Source organism: Streptomyces sp. NPDC107471, assembly GCF_055582845.1.
Window position 1 is genome coordinate 30,818 of sequence record NZ_JBVJPC010000021.1, and the last position, 14,427, is coordinate 45,244.

Consider the following 14,427-nt stretch of genomic DNA (forward strand, 5'->3'; position numbering starts at 1 on the left):
GATGTGTGGTGAGTGCCGGTTCCCGGGCGGGTTCCTACATGAAGGTGAACAGCTCGTCGGCGTCGAAGCGCGAGATCGGATTGGTGTACACCTTCTCCGGGTTGGGGTAGCCGAGGGCCAGCAGCACGGTGGTGCTGTGTCCGCTCTCGCGGATCTTGAAGGCCTTGTCGACCGTGGTCGGATCGAAACCCTCCAACGGCGTGGCCTCGACACCGAGTTCGGCGGCCGCCATCATGGTCAGGCCCACCGCCATGTAGGTCTGCTTCTCCATCCAGTGGTTCAGGTCCTTGTAGCCGTAGTTGCGCAGGTTGAGGAAGTCCCGGGTCATGGATTCCCACAGCTCCTGCTTGGCCGGGTCGGGGAACCGGCCGTCGGCCTTCTCCTTCGTGAACACCGCCTCGAGGTGGGCGTCGGGCAGATCCGCCCGGGTGGTGAGGATGATGGTGTGCGACGCGTTCAGGATCTTCTCGGCGTTGTCCTGGAACCGTTCGCCCAGGTTGTCGGCGAGCCGCTCTTTGCCTTCGGGCGTGGCGAGGACGTAGAAGTGGTTGGGCTGTACGTTCACCGATGACGGCGTCGAACGCAGGAACCGCAGCAGTTGCTGAAGGGTTTCCTCCGGAATGGTCCTGCTGGGGTCGAAGTACCTGGTCAGGTGCTTGCTCATGAGCTTGTCGAGATTCATTGCCTGCCTTCTTCGTGCGATGAGTGGCTGAGGGGCGGTGGTCCGCGGGGAGTGGGCTAGTCCGTGTCGCGGGCGAGTAGTTCGGCGATGCGCTCGAAGCTGATTCCTGTCGTCGCCGAGGCGAGGTCGCCCGCGACCAGAGCCTTGATGGCCTGGTCGAGTGCCTCCATCGCGTGGGTGTAGAGCGCTGGACCCACGCTGATGCGCTTGACCCCGGCCTTCTGCAGTTCGGCGACGGTCAGCACCCTGTCCGCCGGCGAGATGAGGACATTCACCGGTGTCGGTGCGACGGCGGTGACGATCGCGACGAGTGCGTCGAGGTCGGGCGGGAAGGGGGCGTGGAGCACGTCCGCGCCGGCCTCGGCGAAGGCGGTCAGACGCCGGATGGTGTCGTCGAGATCGGGCCGCCCCTGGAGGAAGTTGTCGGTGCGGCCGGTGACGACGATGCGCCCCTTGGCCGCGTCGACGGCGCTGCGTACGCGGTTCACCGCCTCGTCGAAGTCGCGGATCGGGTGTTCAGGATTGCCTGAGGTGTCTTCGATCCCGATACCGGCCAGGCCGGACTCGACGGCGGCTTCCACGGTCGTGGCGACGTCTTCGAGCGTGTCGCCGTAGCCGTCCTCGAAGTCGCCGTTGACGGGTAGCCCGGTGAGGCGGCCGAGCAGCCGCGCATGGTCGAGGTGTTCACCACGGGTCACTTCGTGTCGCCCGTCGGACCGGCCGAGCGTGGTGGCGAGTGCCGCCGATGATGTCGCGATCGCCTCGAAGCCGGCGTCGGCCAGCATCAGCGCCGAGAGGCCGTCCCATGCGTTCGGCATGACGAGGCCACCGTCACGAGTGTGCAGCGCCATGAAGCGCTCATAGAGGTCGGAGCCCGGCATGTCGAACCTTTCCGAGTGATCGTTGTGGGGCGGTGAAGTGAGGCGGTGAAGGGGTCGCCGGCTGTATACGCGGACGCGACGGGGCCCGGTGATCAGACGTGCGTGGCGGCCGAGTTGACGGCGGGGATGTCGACGTCGGTCTGGTTGACGTTGTTGATGAAGTTGGTCAGCAGGACCTGCACCGCCACCGTCACGATCCCCAGGATCTGCGCGTCGGTGTACCCGGCGTCTCGCACCGCTGCGAGGTCGGCGTCGCTGACCTGACCGCGGCTCTCCACCACCTGCTGAGCGAAACGAGCGACCGCGGCACGCTGGGGGTCGGTCGAGCTTCCGGACCGGGCCAGGTCGATGTCATCGCTCGACATGCCGCCGAGTGCGGACGATACGTAGGTGTGCATTGCCAGGCAGTAATCGCAGTTATTGGCCTGTGACACGGCCAGAGCGATGGTGTGCCGCGTCTTCGCGTCCAGGACCCGGCTCAAGGTGCTCTGCAGGGTCATGACGACGTCGAGAACGGTCGGGTTCGACGCGAGGGTCGCGAACATGTTCGGGACGAAGCCGAACTGCCCGCCGATGTTGTCGAGGATGCCCTTTGCGCCGGCGGTGACGTCGTCGGGAGAGGGAACGTTCAAGCGTGACATGGCGAATCAACCTCCGGTGAGTTGTGAAAGGTCAGCGTCGAGCCCAGGGCGGTTCTTACTGCCGCAGAGAGCCGGTCGCTGTTGTGACAGCGAACCTCGGGACATTTTTTGGGCTGCTCGGCCCACTTCCTGGAGTGAACACCACTCGTTTCTGGGCTGTCAAGCCCAATCTGGGGTATCCTCGAAGCATGGTCACGACTACGACGGCTCCGGCGCCTCACGAGCTGACATCGAAGGGGCGGGCGACGCGTGCCCGCATCGTGGAGCACGCGGCGGAACTCATCTACGCGAAGGGAGTCCACGCGACGAACAACGAGCAGCTCCGCCGTGCCGCCGGCGTCAGCGGATCGCAGCTCAACCACTACTTCCCGACCAAGGAGAGTCTCGTCCTGGCCGTGATCGCCTGGCAGGCCGAGCGCGTCCTCACGTTCCACCGCGACGAGAGGTTCACCGGCTTCGACAACCTCGACGCGCTCCGGGAGTGGGCGGATTTCTACGTCGGCTACGAGCGTGCCTACCAAGAAGGCTGCACCCTCGGTTCCCTGGCGAGTGAGATCATCAAGACCGATCTCGACGTCCACGACGAGCTCGCGAGTGCGTTCGACCAGTGGCGGGGGATCTTCCGCGATGGAATCGAGCGCATGCAGCGACTCGGCCGGATCAGCACCGAGGCAGACCCCGCGCAGTTGGCCCATCTGTTCCTCGCCGCCTTCCAGGGCGGCATGCTCCTAGCCCAGGTCGCTCGGAGCATCGCTCCGCTGAGGGACGCGTTGCAGGCGGCCATCGACCACCTGCAGACCTTTGCGACGTCTCCTGACGCCGACATGGTCGAAGCTCGGTAGCCGCTTCCGCCCGTACGGGTCGGCGAAGCGTGGCGGTGCACGGCGATCCGTGCTTGGGCAAAGCGCCTGCGAGGCCGCCATGGTGCGGCTGCCCCTGCCCTTGCCGAGGACGCTGTCCGTGCAGGTCAGGCCTTATGTCGGTACTCGTGTAGGGTGCCGCCGAGGTTCTCACGTCGGCGCATGTCGAGGTGGGTGAGCTGCTCCGGATCGGTGATCGGTGGGGCAAGGCGGGCAGTGGTCGGACGCCTGCGAAGCCCTGGTAGGGCCGATGGGAGTTGTAGTGCTGGGCAGGCAGGGCGTGAGCAGATGGGTGCTGGTTCCAGATCAGCGTGCGGTCCAGCAGCTCGTGCCGGCAGGTCTGCACCCAGCGTGTCACCCAGGAAGCGGTTGGGTGCGCGGTGGCGCCCAGGACCCGGATGCGCCGACTGCCGTGCTCGGGCACGGCGAACACGTACGGTCGTGTCCCGGACGGAGTGATGGTCTCGTAGAAGTCGCAGGCCGTCAGGCCACCAGCGGTAGCGCAGGAAGCCTACCCAGGGCGTTACGGCGTGTTCGGGTGCCGGTCGGTCCCGGCATCGTTCAGGATCTTCCACACAGTGGAGCGGGCCGTATGGCGGTGCGGGAGAAGATCACGGTGCCGGCGCATCGCCGTGTCCGGCCGCATCAGCACCCGCACCCCGCGCAGCACCTCCGTCGGTGACCGCCGCGGCAATGCTGCCAGGCTCGCGCGATCGCCCGGGGGTGAACCGCGCTCCCCGGCCGTCGAGCTGGCGCTCCTGTACCCCCATCTGAGGGCGAATGGCGAGGGATTACGGCGTCCTTGCCTTGGTCGCTCATCGGCAGTAGGCACAGCAGGGCGAACACATTCGTCACACCTGGCCAGGCCAGTCGCAGGAGCTCGGTCGATCATGTTCCCGCAGTTCTCGGCACACCCTCGCACCGCCTCCCACCAGGGCGGATTAGGTTCTCGGCAACGGCAACCTGAGGCACCTGGCCGGAGTTGCGCAGCGGGATGGGCGAGATGGACGGCCTGGACGCTGCCGCGATCGGGGTGCGGGCGAGGGCGTTGCGCGACGGGCGAGGCCATCGCGCCCAGCCGTCGGTGCTGCGGTGGCCGGAGCTCAGGCGGCCTTCTGCGCTGCGATCGCCCTGCTCAGGGTCGGGTAGAGGGGGATGACGGCGTCGAGGCCGACGATATGGAGGATGCCCAGCACGCGCGCGGGCGTTTGGGCTAGGCGCAGCCAGCCGCCGTCGGTACGGGCGGCGTTGGGCGCGAGGTCGCCACTGCCGCGCTGGCTTCCTCGGTATCGATGCCGGCCGACCGGGGGAGGTGCTGCGGGTACGGACGATCTCCCGCCTGGGCGCCGTCGTACGCGTCTCTCTGTGCTGTGTGTCAGGTGGTGGTGGGTGCGGGTGGGGTCCAGCGGTGGGTGCGGGGCACGGTGGCGGTGACGCCGTAGTCGTTCTTCAGATGTTCGGGGATGGCGTAGTGCATGACGCGTCCTCGGGTGAGGGAGGACAGTTCGAGAACGGTGGTGAGGTGGCCGAGGCGGTCCAGTGCCCAGGCGCCCAGCGGTGAGCGGTCCTCGATGGTTTCCAGGACGCCCAGCAGGTGGGGAACTGCTTTGACCACGGTGTCCCAGGGCGTACGGGGGACGTGGAGCCAGTCGGCGCAGGTGTCGCCGATCAGGTGGCGGATCAGCGCGGAGACGATCGGATCGAAGAAGGTGCCGGGGACGACGTCCTCGTACAAGTCGATCAGTTGCCGGGTCAGATGCGTGCCCTCCTCGGACGGCCCCATGTGCCGGACCATGTACCGGTCGAGGAACTCGCGTGCAGCTTCGAGGGACTTGGGGACGGCGTCCTGGTCGACGCCGAGCATCGCGCCGACGACTCGCCAGGCGTAGAAGTAGGCCTCGGCGCCGTCGGTGGACATGTGGATGCCCAGACGGTGCAGCGAGTCCAGGACCAGCAGGGAGAAGAACATCTGCCCGCCGATCATGTCTTCCTGGCAGATCGGCACGCCCTGCGCGGTGCTGTCCCAGCGGTTCTCGCGCTTGAGGTGATGGCGGATGGAGGCGTGCAGGAGGCGGACCTTCTGGACGGCCGGGATGAAGCGGCTGCCGGCCTCGAAGGCGCCGGGCTGCATGAGGTAGACGGTGAACTGTCCGGTCTCCGCCATCCGCTTGGCGGGGTACTGCAGGCCGTGGGTGGCCGACAGCAGTCGGGCCACGTGCGGAACGACGTAGCAGGCCGGCATGGAGGCGAACGACAGCGCGGTGGAGATGTGCACGTTGTTGTCGATGAAGAACAGGCGGGCCTTTTCCATCTCGGCCCAGTCCACCCACGACGGCGGTGCGCCGGTGACCTGGAGGTACTCCCGCGCCACGTCGGGCAGCCCGTCGGGCAGGGGTGCATCGGCGGTGGACACGTATCGCATGAGGGTGTTGAACGTGCCGACCTCACCGCGTTCGAACAGGGTGGCGACGGTTGCGTCGGCGAGTTCGTCACCGGCCTGGCGCAGGGCGTCCATCGACGTCTCGGTGTAGCTCATCACGGGGCTCCTTGGGCTGCCGGGCGGGCGAGGGTCGTCGCGGGCATGAGGGGGCGGGGCTGACATGCTGCGGGGGAGTCAGTGGTGGCGGACAGCCGCCGACCGGGCAAGGGCGGTCAGGGCGGCGGTGGCATGCCCGGGGAGGTCCAGGTCGTGCAGGCAGCGTGTGGCCGCTTCGACCCGCGCGGTGATCATCTCCTCGATGCGGTCCGGCGCCTTCAGCCGCCGCATCAGCGCACGCACGATCTCCAGACCGTCTCCGTCCAGGTCGCGCCGGCCGAGCAGGGCGCCCAACTGCTCACGCTCCTGGTCACTGGCGATACGCCAGGTCTCCGCGAGCAGGGCGGTGGGCCGGTGAGCGCGCAGATCGTCGAGGTTGGCCTTCCCGGTGGAGTCCGAAGCCCCGAACAGGCCCAGCAGATCGTCTCTGAGCTGAAATGCCTCACCCAGCGGCAACCCGTAGGCGGAGTACCCCTCCCGTAACCGCTCACCGGCGCCAGCCAGCGCGCCGCCGATCAGCAGGGGCTGCTCGACCGTGTACTTGGCGGTCTTGTAGCGGATCACCTTCAATGATGCGGAGGTGTCCGGCACTGCCCCGGTGTGCAGGATCTCCAGGCACTCACCGGCGATCAGATCGCGGGCCAGGGCCGCCCACAGCGGGCGGGCCCGGCCGAGGTAGGCGGCGGGCAGGCCGCTGGAGACAAACATCTGACCGGCCAGCGACATCAGCAGATCCCCCACCAGCATCGCCAGTGAGCGGGCGGCGTGCGTCGCGCGCGGGCGGCGCCGCAACACGCTGCGCAGGGCGACATGCGCGGTGGGGCGGCCGTGGCGCAGCGCACTGTCGTCGATGAGGTCGTCGTGCACGATCGCGGCGGCGTGCACCAGCTCCATGGAGCCCGCGGCTCGCACCAGCGCGTCACTGTCCGGCTGCCCTGCCGCACGCCAGCCCCAGTAGCAGAACGCCGCCCGCAGCCGCTTGCCGTCCGCGACCGCCTGCTCCAGTTGGCGAGCAACGGGGTCCAGAGCTGGATCGACCGCCGCGAACCGGTCGGCTTCCTCGGCGACGAACGCGCGCAGCACCTCATCCACGCGGGCCTTGAACGCGGCCGCTTCCCAGCGCTCAGACACTGTCGTCGGCCTGCCGGGCCAGGGACTGCCGGGCGAGCACCTCCAGATGGGCCGGTGGGGCGGCCGCGTACTGGTTGAGCACCAGGCGCCCGCGTGCGATCAGGTCCTGCTCGGCCTCAGCGGCCAGCTCCGCGGTGTCCGAGCGACGCAACAGTCCGCGCACTGTCGTGAGCGCCGAACCCAAGGTGCTCACCGCCAGATCGGCCAACCCCGCCACCAGTAGGACCACTTGCTGTTCCGGATGGCCAGGGCGTTCCGCTCCCTGAGTCATGCCTACCCCCACCCACGCAGGAATGTGAAGGCGCCAGTCGCGCGCCGCTGCCCCCAGCGTGCTGGCCCACCAGGTGGATGGCCCGGAGAACTCACCAACGAGCGATCACACCGTATGGATGTACGGGCCGGCACCGACCCCTACGAGCCGGTGGTCGCACCTGTTGGCCGCCCGCACTCCGGTTCCGCCAAGCCCGCTTGTCGCGATCGTTCGAGTTCCTGTGATCGCCCATTGCTGATGGTGTCCTGGCCAACGGGGACTGGAGTGGGTGGTTCGGTGTCGCCTGAGGCGAGACCGGCGTAGCGGATCGGGGGCGGAGTTGGCGCAGGCTGGATCGTGGACGGCTGACCTGATCAGCGATGGACGCGGCTGAAGGGTCAGGACGCTGATCGGCTGGCTGGGTGGACCGGGGGGAACTGGTCGCACGGCGTCGGCTACGACGCCGCGTGGGCGGCTGGCGCTGTGCGTGCCAGCCCGCGCAGCCAGGCGAGAGCGTGGTCGGCGTCGTAGCGCTGGTGCCATGACAGGTACACAGCCGCCGACGGTAGTTCGAGAGGCAAGGGGAGCCTGACAAGCCCGAGGTCTGCGACCGCTTTCCTCGTGGTGGCTTCCGGGACACTGATCACGAGGTCGCAGCCGCGCGCGAGCCCCAGCGCGGTCGCTTGCGTGGGTGCAGTGGCCACCACACGGCGGGCAGACCGACTTGGGCGAGGGCGTCGTCAAGGGGATTGCTGAGGGTTCCGCCGCGAGACGGTGACATGGTCAGCGTCGGCGTACTGCGGTGTGGTGACGGTTGCGGCACGGGTGAAAGCGCGCCCCTTTCTCACGACGGCCACGAGGCGTGTCTCGCCCACCTGCTCGGCACGGATGTCCGGTGCGCCGGGTTGGTTGGCGTTCGCTTCCAGGTCGACTTCGCCGCGGCGCAGTTCGGGGGTGTCGGTGCTGGATTCCGCGACGAAGCGCAGTCGTAGGCCCGGCGCCTGCACGCGTACGGCGGCGAGCAACCCGGGGCCGCTCGATGGGACCGGGGAGTCCTGCCGGCGCGGGGTGAAGGTGCGCTCCAGCGTTGCCAGATCGAGTTCATGGCTGGGGGCCAGCACCTTCTGAACCTCCGGGAACGGGCTGAGCATTGCCCTCTTCGAAGACCGAGCTGCCGCCCAAGCCGCGCGGAAGGCGATCGGAAGGGGCGCCGACCAAATCGGATGGAACAGGGTCGCGCACCCGGCGCCTGCTTTCACGATCATGTACGACGTCATCCGCCCCGCACAGCTCACCCCGCCGTGCGGTGTGGCAGCACACTCCGGCAAACACGGCCGGCGTTTCACTGAGCGGCGCGTTCGTTCAGATCAGCCGCCCGCGCTTGCCCGCTCGCGCAGCAGTACCGCGTCCTGGCCCGGTGGTCTTCCGAACAGCCGCCGGTACTCGCGGCTGAACTGGGACGCGCTGTCGTAGCCGACCGCGAAGCCGACGGAGGCCACATCGTTCGAGCCGCTCATCAGCAGCAGTCTGGCCTCCTGGAGGCGGATCCGCTTCTGGTACTGGATCGGCGTCATCGCGGTCACCGCGCGAAAATGCCGGTGGAAGGGCGAGACGCTCATCGCGGCGAGGCGGGCGAGGTCCTCCACGCGCAGCGTGTCCGCATGATGCTCGCGGATCCACTTGACGGCCCTGCCGATGTGCCGCAGCCGACTGTCGGCCAGCCCGATCTGCCGTACCAGCGCGCCCTGTTCACCGGTGATGAGCCGCCAAAGGATCTCCTTCTCGATCATCGGGGCGAGCACTGGCACGTCGGCGGGGCGGTCGATCAGCCGCAGCATGCGCACGGCCGCGTCGACGAGTTCGGCGGGCGCGTCGCTCACGGCGAGTCCGGGAGGCGTGGCGGTGGTCGGCCTTCCCGCAGATCCGCTCTCCAACAGGAGCGAGGCGATGGCCGACGGCTCCAAGGTGAGACCGAAGGCGAGGAACGGCTGCTCGGCGCTCGCGCGCGTGTAGTGCCCGGTGACCGGCAGGTCCACGGAGACGACCAGGTACTGACCGGCGCCGTAGTCGTAGATCCGATCGCCGAGCGTCAGCCGCTTCGATCCCTGCGCGACGACGGCCACCACGGGGTCGGCCATGCTCGCGGTCGGCGGGGTGGGGGCGTCCACGCGGGAGAGCAGAACACGGTCGATGCTGGTCGGCTGGTCGACGTGGCGGGAGATCAGGGTGCGGAGTTCATCGAGGGACACGTCCAATCCTGACGAAACAAGCAGGATCGTGCAAGAGTCTGGCGCGATCGCACTAACGACTGTGCAGCTCACAGTGGTCTCCTCGAAGAGCAGGCAATTACCCAAACTCTTTCGGGAGCAGTCCATGACACTCGACTCGTACGTCAGTCTCGGCCGGTCCGGACTCAAGGTGAGCCCGTTCTGCCTCGGTGCGATGAACTTTGGCGAGGACGGCGGCTTCGGCTGCGGCGTCGACGAATCGGAGAAGATCCTCCAGGCCTACCTGGACCGCGGCGGCAACTTCGTCGACACCGCAAACTTCTACACCAACGGCCACTCGGAGGCGATCCTCGGCGACTTCTTCGCCGCCCGCCCCGGCGTGCGGGACCGGCTGGTACTCGCTACCAAGTTCTACGGCAACCTCCACGTCGGCGACCCCAACGGCGGCGGCGCCGGCCGCAAAGCGATCATCGGCCAGTTGCACGAATCGCTGCGCCGGCTGCGCACCGACTACATCGACCTGTACTGGCTCCACAACCACGACTGGTCCACCCCGGTGGAGGAGACCCTGCGTACCCTCGACGACCTGGTCACTGCGGGCAAGATCCGATACGTGGGGTTCTCCGACACCCCGGCCTGGTTCACCGCCAAGGCCCACACCATGGCCCTGCTGCGCGGCTGGACGCCCATCACCGCACTTCAGATGGAGTACTCCCTGCTGGAGCGCACCATCGAAGGCGAGCTGATCCCCCTCGCCCAGGACGCGGGCATGGCCGTCCTCCCTTGGAGCCCGCTCAAGAGCGGCTTCCTGTCCGGAATGTACCGGCGGGCCGGGGCCGTTCCCGAGGACACCCGGCGCTCGGCGGTCCTGGGCGGTCCCACCCCGGCCCAGTTCACCGTGATCGATGCGGTGATCACCGTGGCGCAGGAGACGGGCGCGAGTCCCGCGGCGGTCGCCCTGTCGTGGCTCCGGTCCCGCCCCGGCGTGACCTCCACGCTCATCGGCCCCCGTACCCAGGCGCACCTGGAAGCGAACCTGGCAGCCCTGGAGCTCGACCTGGCCCCGGCCCAGACGGCGGCACTGGATGAGGTGTCGGCCCCCACTCTCAACTTCCCCTACGACCTCAACCGTCAGGTGGGCCCGATGCTCAAGTACGCGGGCGCCACCGTCGACGGCGTGCCGAGCGCGGTGTACCCACCGCTGCTGGAGAGCGCAGCCCGCTATTGAGCGCGAACGCCGTGCGGCCTTCTGGGCCGTGCGGTGACGGCGCAGGCCAAGGACAGCCCCCTGCAACTCGTGGGTCAGGGGTGCTCCTTGCGCGAGGCCCCGCAGCGTGCCGAACGCCCACGCCTCGGCGTGTCCGCATCGCCGCTGCCGAGCAGAACGGAGCCGAGACAGTCTCCTCGTGACGCGGCCCTGACCGGCACACGACTCGTCCGTCCCACGCGTAACCGAATGAACGATCCGACCAACCGTCTCACCCCCGAGCCGTCGGAGGATGCGGGCGGAGAACGGAAACCGCTGATCGGTCGCCTCGTCACGGGGCGGGTACGCGGCCGGCTTGCTCGGGCCCGTGGCCTCTCCGTGGCCTTGCTTCGGGGAATTCCGCGCCCACACGGTGCAGACCAGCCGCAGATCGCCGGGCTCCTACCCCGGACGGGTCAGCCGAAAGGGACACCTGCCCGCGGCTCGCCGCGATAGCCGACCCCGCTCGACAGAACAGCTCGATCCCCGGCCACATTCACGCTGTTGCGGAATCTGAAGCATGGTTTGTAGCTGTGTTGTGTTGTACCGGACCAACTAATGGCCGTCAGCATCCCCTCGTGTTGCGATAGGGGATGTCACGGTGCTCCGTGATGGGGAGCACCACGCAAAGGACCTACGGGGGATTCACATGCGTAAGAGGAACAGGGTGGGTGCGGTGCTGACCACCGCCGCAATCGCCGTCACCGTGGTGGGAGCCGGCACGTCGTCCGTCGGAGCGGCCAGCGGGTGCTGGCAGAGCGGCGGGCGTTGGTGGTGCAACAACGTGTCGGGTGCGCCCGTCTACGGGACGATGGGAGCGAGCACGCAGTACCCCGACCCCGATGTGATCGTCGGCTACATGTACTCCAACCCCAGTTGGTTCGAGTGCAAGATGGACGACCAGGCCTGGGTGGGCGGACCGCACCCGAGGCGCTGGGAGTTCACGAAGGCGGACAACGGACAGTGGGGCTGGATGAAGGACACGGCGATCTCCAGCGAGACGAACCCGCTGCCCAACTGCTGAGAACACGTGCTGGGGTCTGACACCGTCTTTGCGGCCCCATTCGCCCGTGCCCCGGCTGAGTTGCGGATGACGGAGTGTGCCTCGGCCGGGGCAGACACGGCGGGGGACCGGCCGCGCTCAGCCGGTCCCCGGTGACGGCGGCATCGCCTCCCACTGACTGGCGCGGTCGTCCTGGTCCTCGCCCTCCTCGCTCTAGACACCATTGGGTGGGAGGTCACGTAGGAGGCGGGGCTGGCCCGGAGCCCGTATGGCTGCCAGACACTGAGCGCGTCGATCAGCGTGCCGAAGCCCTGCGCAATACTGCCTCTCGGTCGGCGCCCAGCAGGTACGGCAGCAGCTCTCTCAGGGCCCTCGCGTACGCCCGCACCCTGACCTCCGTCAGGCGCGCAGTGCCTGTCGTTCCGGGCAGTTGATTCTGCGCACCAAGCCCGCACTCCGCCCAGAGCTGCGCAACCTCAGCCCGGTGGCGTGCAGTTGAGGCATCCTGCGTCACCTTCACGAACGCGGACACCGCGACTTCGCAAGGCCACACGTAGTGGTGGACAGTGATCTTCAGACCGTGACCGACGTACTCAAGGCCTCCGTCGACCTCGGACGGCATCGCGAACCCAGCCTCGGTCAGAAAGCTGAGGGCCTCGCGCCCCACCCGACGGACCACTTCCTCCCCGGTCTCCCGCTTCCCCATCCCGCCACCATCCAGGCAAGTCCTCCCTACCGCCAGGACACGCGCTGGGGAACTACGCGTCGTAACGCGGTACTTGACCGCGCCGACGGCGGTCGGTTGGCGGCCGCCAGGAACTCGTTCCACATGGACAGGCGGATATGGCGCCACTGCCGCTGATGCTCACGCTGCCACATGCGGTCCTGGTTGCGCAGTGAGAGTCAGTCGCCCAACCCTCAAGGAGCTGTGCCGCAGAAACCCCGGCAGGGAGTACTGGATCGTTCCCGGGCTGTGTTCCGCGGTCAGCTCGCGTCAGGCCGGTGACCCCTGTGTGGGGTCACCAACCCGGAGTCGTACGCCAGGATCACCGCCTGCACGCGATCCCGCAGGGAGAATTTGTCCAGAATATGTCCGATGTGTGATTTCACGGTGGTCTCCCCGACCCCCAGCTCAGCGGCGATCTCCGCGTTCGACAGACCGCGGGCCAGGGTCCGCAGGACGTCCACCTCGCGCCCAGTGAGGATGTCCAGTTTGGGTGGGACAGGTGGAGTGGTCTCGGAGGGCATGCCGGCGAACCTCTCCAGCAGGCGTCGGGTGACCCGGGGGGCGAGCACGGCGTCGCCGGCTGCCACGGTGCGGATCGCCGCCACCAGGGAGTCGGCCGGGCCGTCCTTGACGAGGAAGCTGCTTGCCCCCGCCCGCAGGGCGTCCACCACATGCTGGTCGAGATCGAACGTGGTCAGGATGATGACCCGGCTGGGCAGGCCGGACTCGCCGATCAGGCGGGTGGCCTCGACCCCGTCCATGCGGGGCATGCGAATGTCCATCAGAACGACGTCCGGGGTCAGGCGCCGGGTCTCCTCGACGGCTTCCTGACCGTCCGCGGCTTCACCCACGACGTGGATGTCCGCCTCCGCCTCCAGGATGAACCGGAAGCCGGTGCGGATCATCGGCTGGTCGTCAGCCAGCAGGACGCTGATCGGCCGCATGGTGTGCTGTTCCTCCGGTGGTCGAGATGCCGTCCTCGTCGGGCAGGTGAAGTACGGCGTGGACGCAGTATCCGCCACCGGGGCGTGGGCCGGTGTGCAGGGTGCCGCCTGTCGCGGAGATCCGCTCCCGCATCCCCAGCAGGCCGTGACCTGAGCCGCCTGCGGCTGCGGGGGCCTGTGCCACGGGCCCTTCGGCGACGCCGGGCCCGTCGTCACAGATGCGGACGTGCAGCTCCTGCGGGTGTTCTCCCCACAGCAGCCGGACCCGGGCGTGGGTCGGTCCCGCGTGCTTGACGGTGTTGGTCAGTGCCTCCTGCACGATGCGATAGACCGTCAGTTGGAGCCCCGCCGGCAGCGACACCGGCGTGCCCGAGACGTCGTAGTCCACCTTTGCGCCGGTGGCGCGCACGGCGTCGACGAGGGCGGGCAGGGCCGCGACGGTCGGCTGGGGTGGTTCCTTCGAGGGTGTCGCATCCGCGTCCTGGTCGGTGCGCAGCACGTCCAGCAGCCGACGCAGTTCGGTGACGGTGTCCCTCCCCGTCTGTTCGATGGCGGAGTGCAGTTCGTGCGCCTTGTCGGGGGAGCGGTCCTGGATACGGTCGGCGGCGATCGTCTGCACGACCATCAGGCTCACGTTGTGCGCCACGATGTCGTGCAGTTCGCGGGCGATGCGTGCCCGTTCCTCCATCACCGCGGCTCGCGCGTTGGCCGCCTGCTCACGCTCCAAGGCCGCGACACGCTGTACGACCTCGTCTCTTACGGCCTTCCGGGCCCGGGACAGGCGGCCCAGGGCCCACGCCGCCAGCAGCAGCACGGCGTCCGTGAGCAGCGCGGCCAGCGCGTACCCGGAGGGCGCCAGCAATGCCTCCGTCAACGCGCTCAGGGGAATGACCACGGCGGCCACGAAGGTCGTGACGCGCGGTGCTCCGCGTACCGCCGTGAGGAACACGGCGATGGCCACGGCCAGATAGGTGGGCCCGATGGAGGTGCCGTCCGGCCCGGAGAGCTGGGGGATGTAGGAGAAGTACTGCAGCGTCGCTGACGCGACAGCCATGACCAGCAGACTCACCAGCGGCAGCTTGCGGTGCACGGCCAGCGGCAGGCTGGACAGCAGCGCCAGCACGTACCACCACTGATCGGGTGTCCGCAGGCCTTGCCCACCGGGCGGGATCGCTGCGGGCAGGGCCAGGCACGCGGCCGCCGCGAGGACGGCCAGTGTGGCGTCCGTGACTGCCGCCGGCACCTGGTGGCCCGCGAAGGGCCCCGACTTTCTCATGCTCTCCACGGTAAAGGCGCTG

At 68.4% G+C, this 14,427-nt stretch carries 13 protein-coding genes and 1 pseudogene; 3 read left to right on the forward strand and 11 right to left on the reverse strand.

The genetic code is table 11. The features are described 5' to 3' along the window. Positions 1 to 34 precede the first annotated feature (34 nt). From ACZ66S_RS39880 to ACZ66S_RS39890, 3 genes are all read right to left on the reverse strand, one after another. Positions 35 to 682 (reverse strand): nitroreductase family protein, encoded by a 648-nt coding sequence (locus tag ACZ66S_RS39880; protein ID WP_469906484.1) that lies wholly within the window; start codon positions 680 to 682, stop codon positions 35 to 37. Positions 683 to 738: 56 nt separating this feature from the next. Further along, a complete protein-coding gene (locus tag ACZ66S_RS39885) occupies positions 739 to 1,563 on the reverse strand; it encodes an isocitrate lyase/PEP mutase family protein (RefSeq protein ID WP_469906485.1) in 825 nt (274 codons plus the stop codon). A 92-nt stretch (positions 1,564 to 1,655) separates the two neighbouring features. Further along, on the reverse strand, positions 1,656 to 2,204 hold the full coding sequence (locus tag ACZ66S_RS39890) for a carboxymuconolactone decarboxylase family protein (RefSeq protein WP_469906486.1): 549 nt from the start codon (positions 2,202 to 2,204) through the stop codon (positions 1,656 to 1,658). A 188-nt stretch (positions 2,205 to 2,392) separates the two neighbouring features. On the opposite strand from ACZ66S_RS39890, the gene ACZ66S_RS39895 reads away from it, so the two are divergent. Then, entirely contained in the window at positions 2,393 to 3,046 is a 654-nt protein-coding gene (locus ACZ66S_RS39895; protein WP_469906487.1) for a TetR/AcrR family transcriptional regulator, read from the forward strand. 1,393 nt (positions 3,047 to 4,439) lie between these two features. Here the strand turns inward: ACZ66S_RS39895 and ACZ66S_RS39900 are convergent. The 5 genes and pseudogenes from ACZ66S_RS39900 to ACZ66S_RS39920 all read right to left on the reverse strand — a co-directional run bounded on the left by ACZ66S_RS39900 (position 4,440) and on the right by ACZ66S_RS39920 (position 9,230). Continuing rightward, complete coding sequence (locus ACZ66S_RS39900; protein WP_469906488.1) at positions 4,440 to 5,600, reverse strand: oxygenase MpaB family protein; 1,161 nt, start codon at positions 5,598 to 5,600, stop codon at positions 4,440 to 4,442. Between the two features lie 78 nt (positions 5,601 to 5,678). Then, complete coding sequence (locus ACZ66S_RS39905; RefSeq protein WP_469906489.1) at positions 5,679 to 6,731, reverse strand: polyprenyl synthetase family protein; 1,053 nt, start codon at positions 6,729 to 6,731, stop codon at positions 5,679 to 5,681. Further along, positions 6,724 to 7,002, reverse strand: a complete 279-nt coding sequence (locus ACZ66S_RS39910; RefSeq protein ID WP_469906490.1) for a polyprenyl synthetase — start codon at positions 7,000 to 7,002, stop codon at positions 6,724 to 6,726. The genes ACZ66S_RS39905 and ACZ66S_RS39910 overlap by 8 nt, the downstream gene beginning before the upstream one ends. Positions 7,003 to 7,436: 434 nt before the next feature. Further along, positions 7,437 to 8,114: pseudogene (locus tag ACZ66S_RS39915) on the reverse strand (LysR substrate-binding domain-containing protein); the annotation flags it as partial. Positions 8,115 to 8,348: 234 nt separating this feature from the next. Beyond that, positions 8,349 to 9,230, reverse strand: coding sequence for an AraC family transcriptional regulator (locus tag ACZ66S_RS39920; RefSeq protein WP_469906491.1), 882 nt, complete (start codon positions 9,228 to 9,230; stop codon positions 8,349 to 8,351). 124 nt (positions 9,231 to 9,354) lie between these two features. Between ACZ66S_RS39920 and ACZ66S_RS39925 the strand changes: the two genes are divergently transcribed. Together ACZ66S_RS39925 and ACZ66S_RS39930 are read left to right on the forward strand one after the other, a co-directional pair. After that, positions 9,355 to 10,437 (forward strand): aldo/keto reductase, encoded by a 1,083-nt coding sequence (locus tag ACZ66S_RS39925; protein ID WP_469906492.1) that lies wholly within the window; start codon positions 9,355 to 9,357, stop codon positions 10,435 to 10,437. 667 nt (positions 10,438 to 11,104) lie between these two features. Then, positions 11,105 to 11,479: a hypothetical protein gene (locus tag ACZ66S_RS39930; RefSeq protein ID WP_469906493.1), complete on the forward strand. Its 375-nt coding sequence runs from the start codon at positions 11,105 to 11,107 to the stop codon at positions 11,477 to 11,479. A 274-nt stretch (positions 11,480 to 11,753) separates the two neighbouring features. On the opposite strand, the gene ACZ66S_RS39935 is transcribed toward ACZ66S_RS39930, so the two are convergent. From ACZ66S_RS39935 to ACZ66S_RS39945, 3 genes are all read right to left on the reverse strand, one after another. Beyond that, entirely contained in the window at positions 11,754 to 12,164 is a 411-nt protein-coding gene (locus tag ACZ66S_RS39935; RefSeq protein WP_469906494.1) for a hypothetical protein, read from the reverse strand. A 278-nt stretch (positions 12,165 to 12,442) separates the two neighbouring features. Next, on the reverse strand, positions 12,443 to 13,129 hold the full coding sequence (locus ACZ66S_RS39940; RefSeq protein WP_469906495.1) for a response regulator: 687 nt from the start codon (positions 13,127 to 13,129) through the stop codon (positions 12,443 to 12,445). Beyond that, positions 13,101 to 14,405 (reverse strand): sensor histidine kinase, encoded by a 1,305-nt coding sequence (locus ACZ66S_RS39945; RefSeq protein WP_469906496.1) that lies wholly within the window; start codon positions 14,403 to 14,405, stop codon positions 13,101 to 13,103. The genes ACZ66S_RS39940 and ACZ66S_RS39945 overlap by 29 nt, the downstream gene beginning before the upstream one ends. Positions 14,406 to 14,427: the final 22 nt, after the last annotated feature.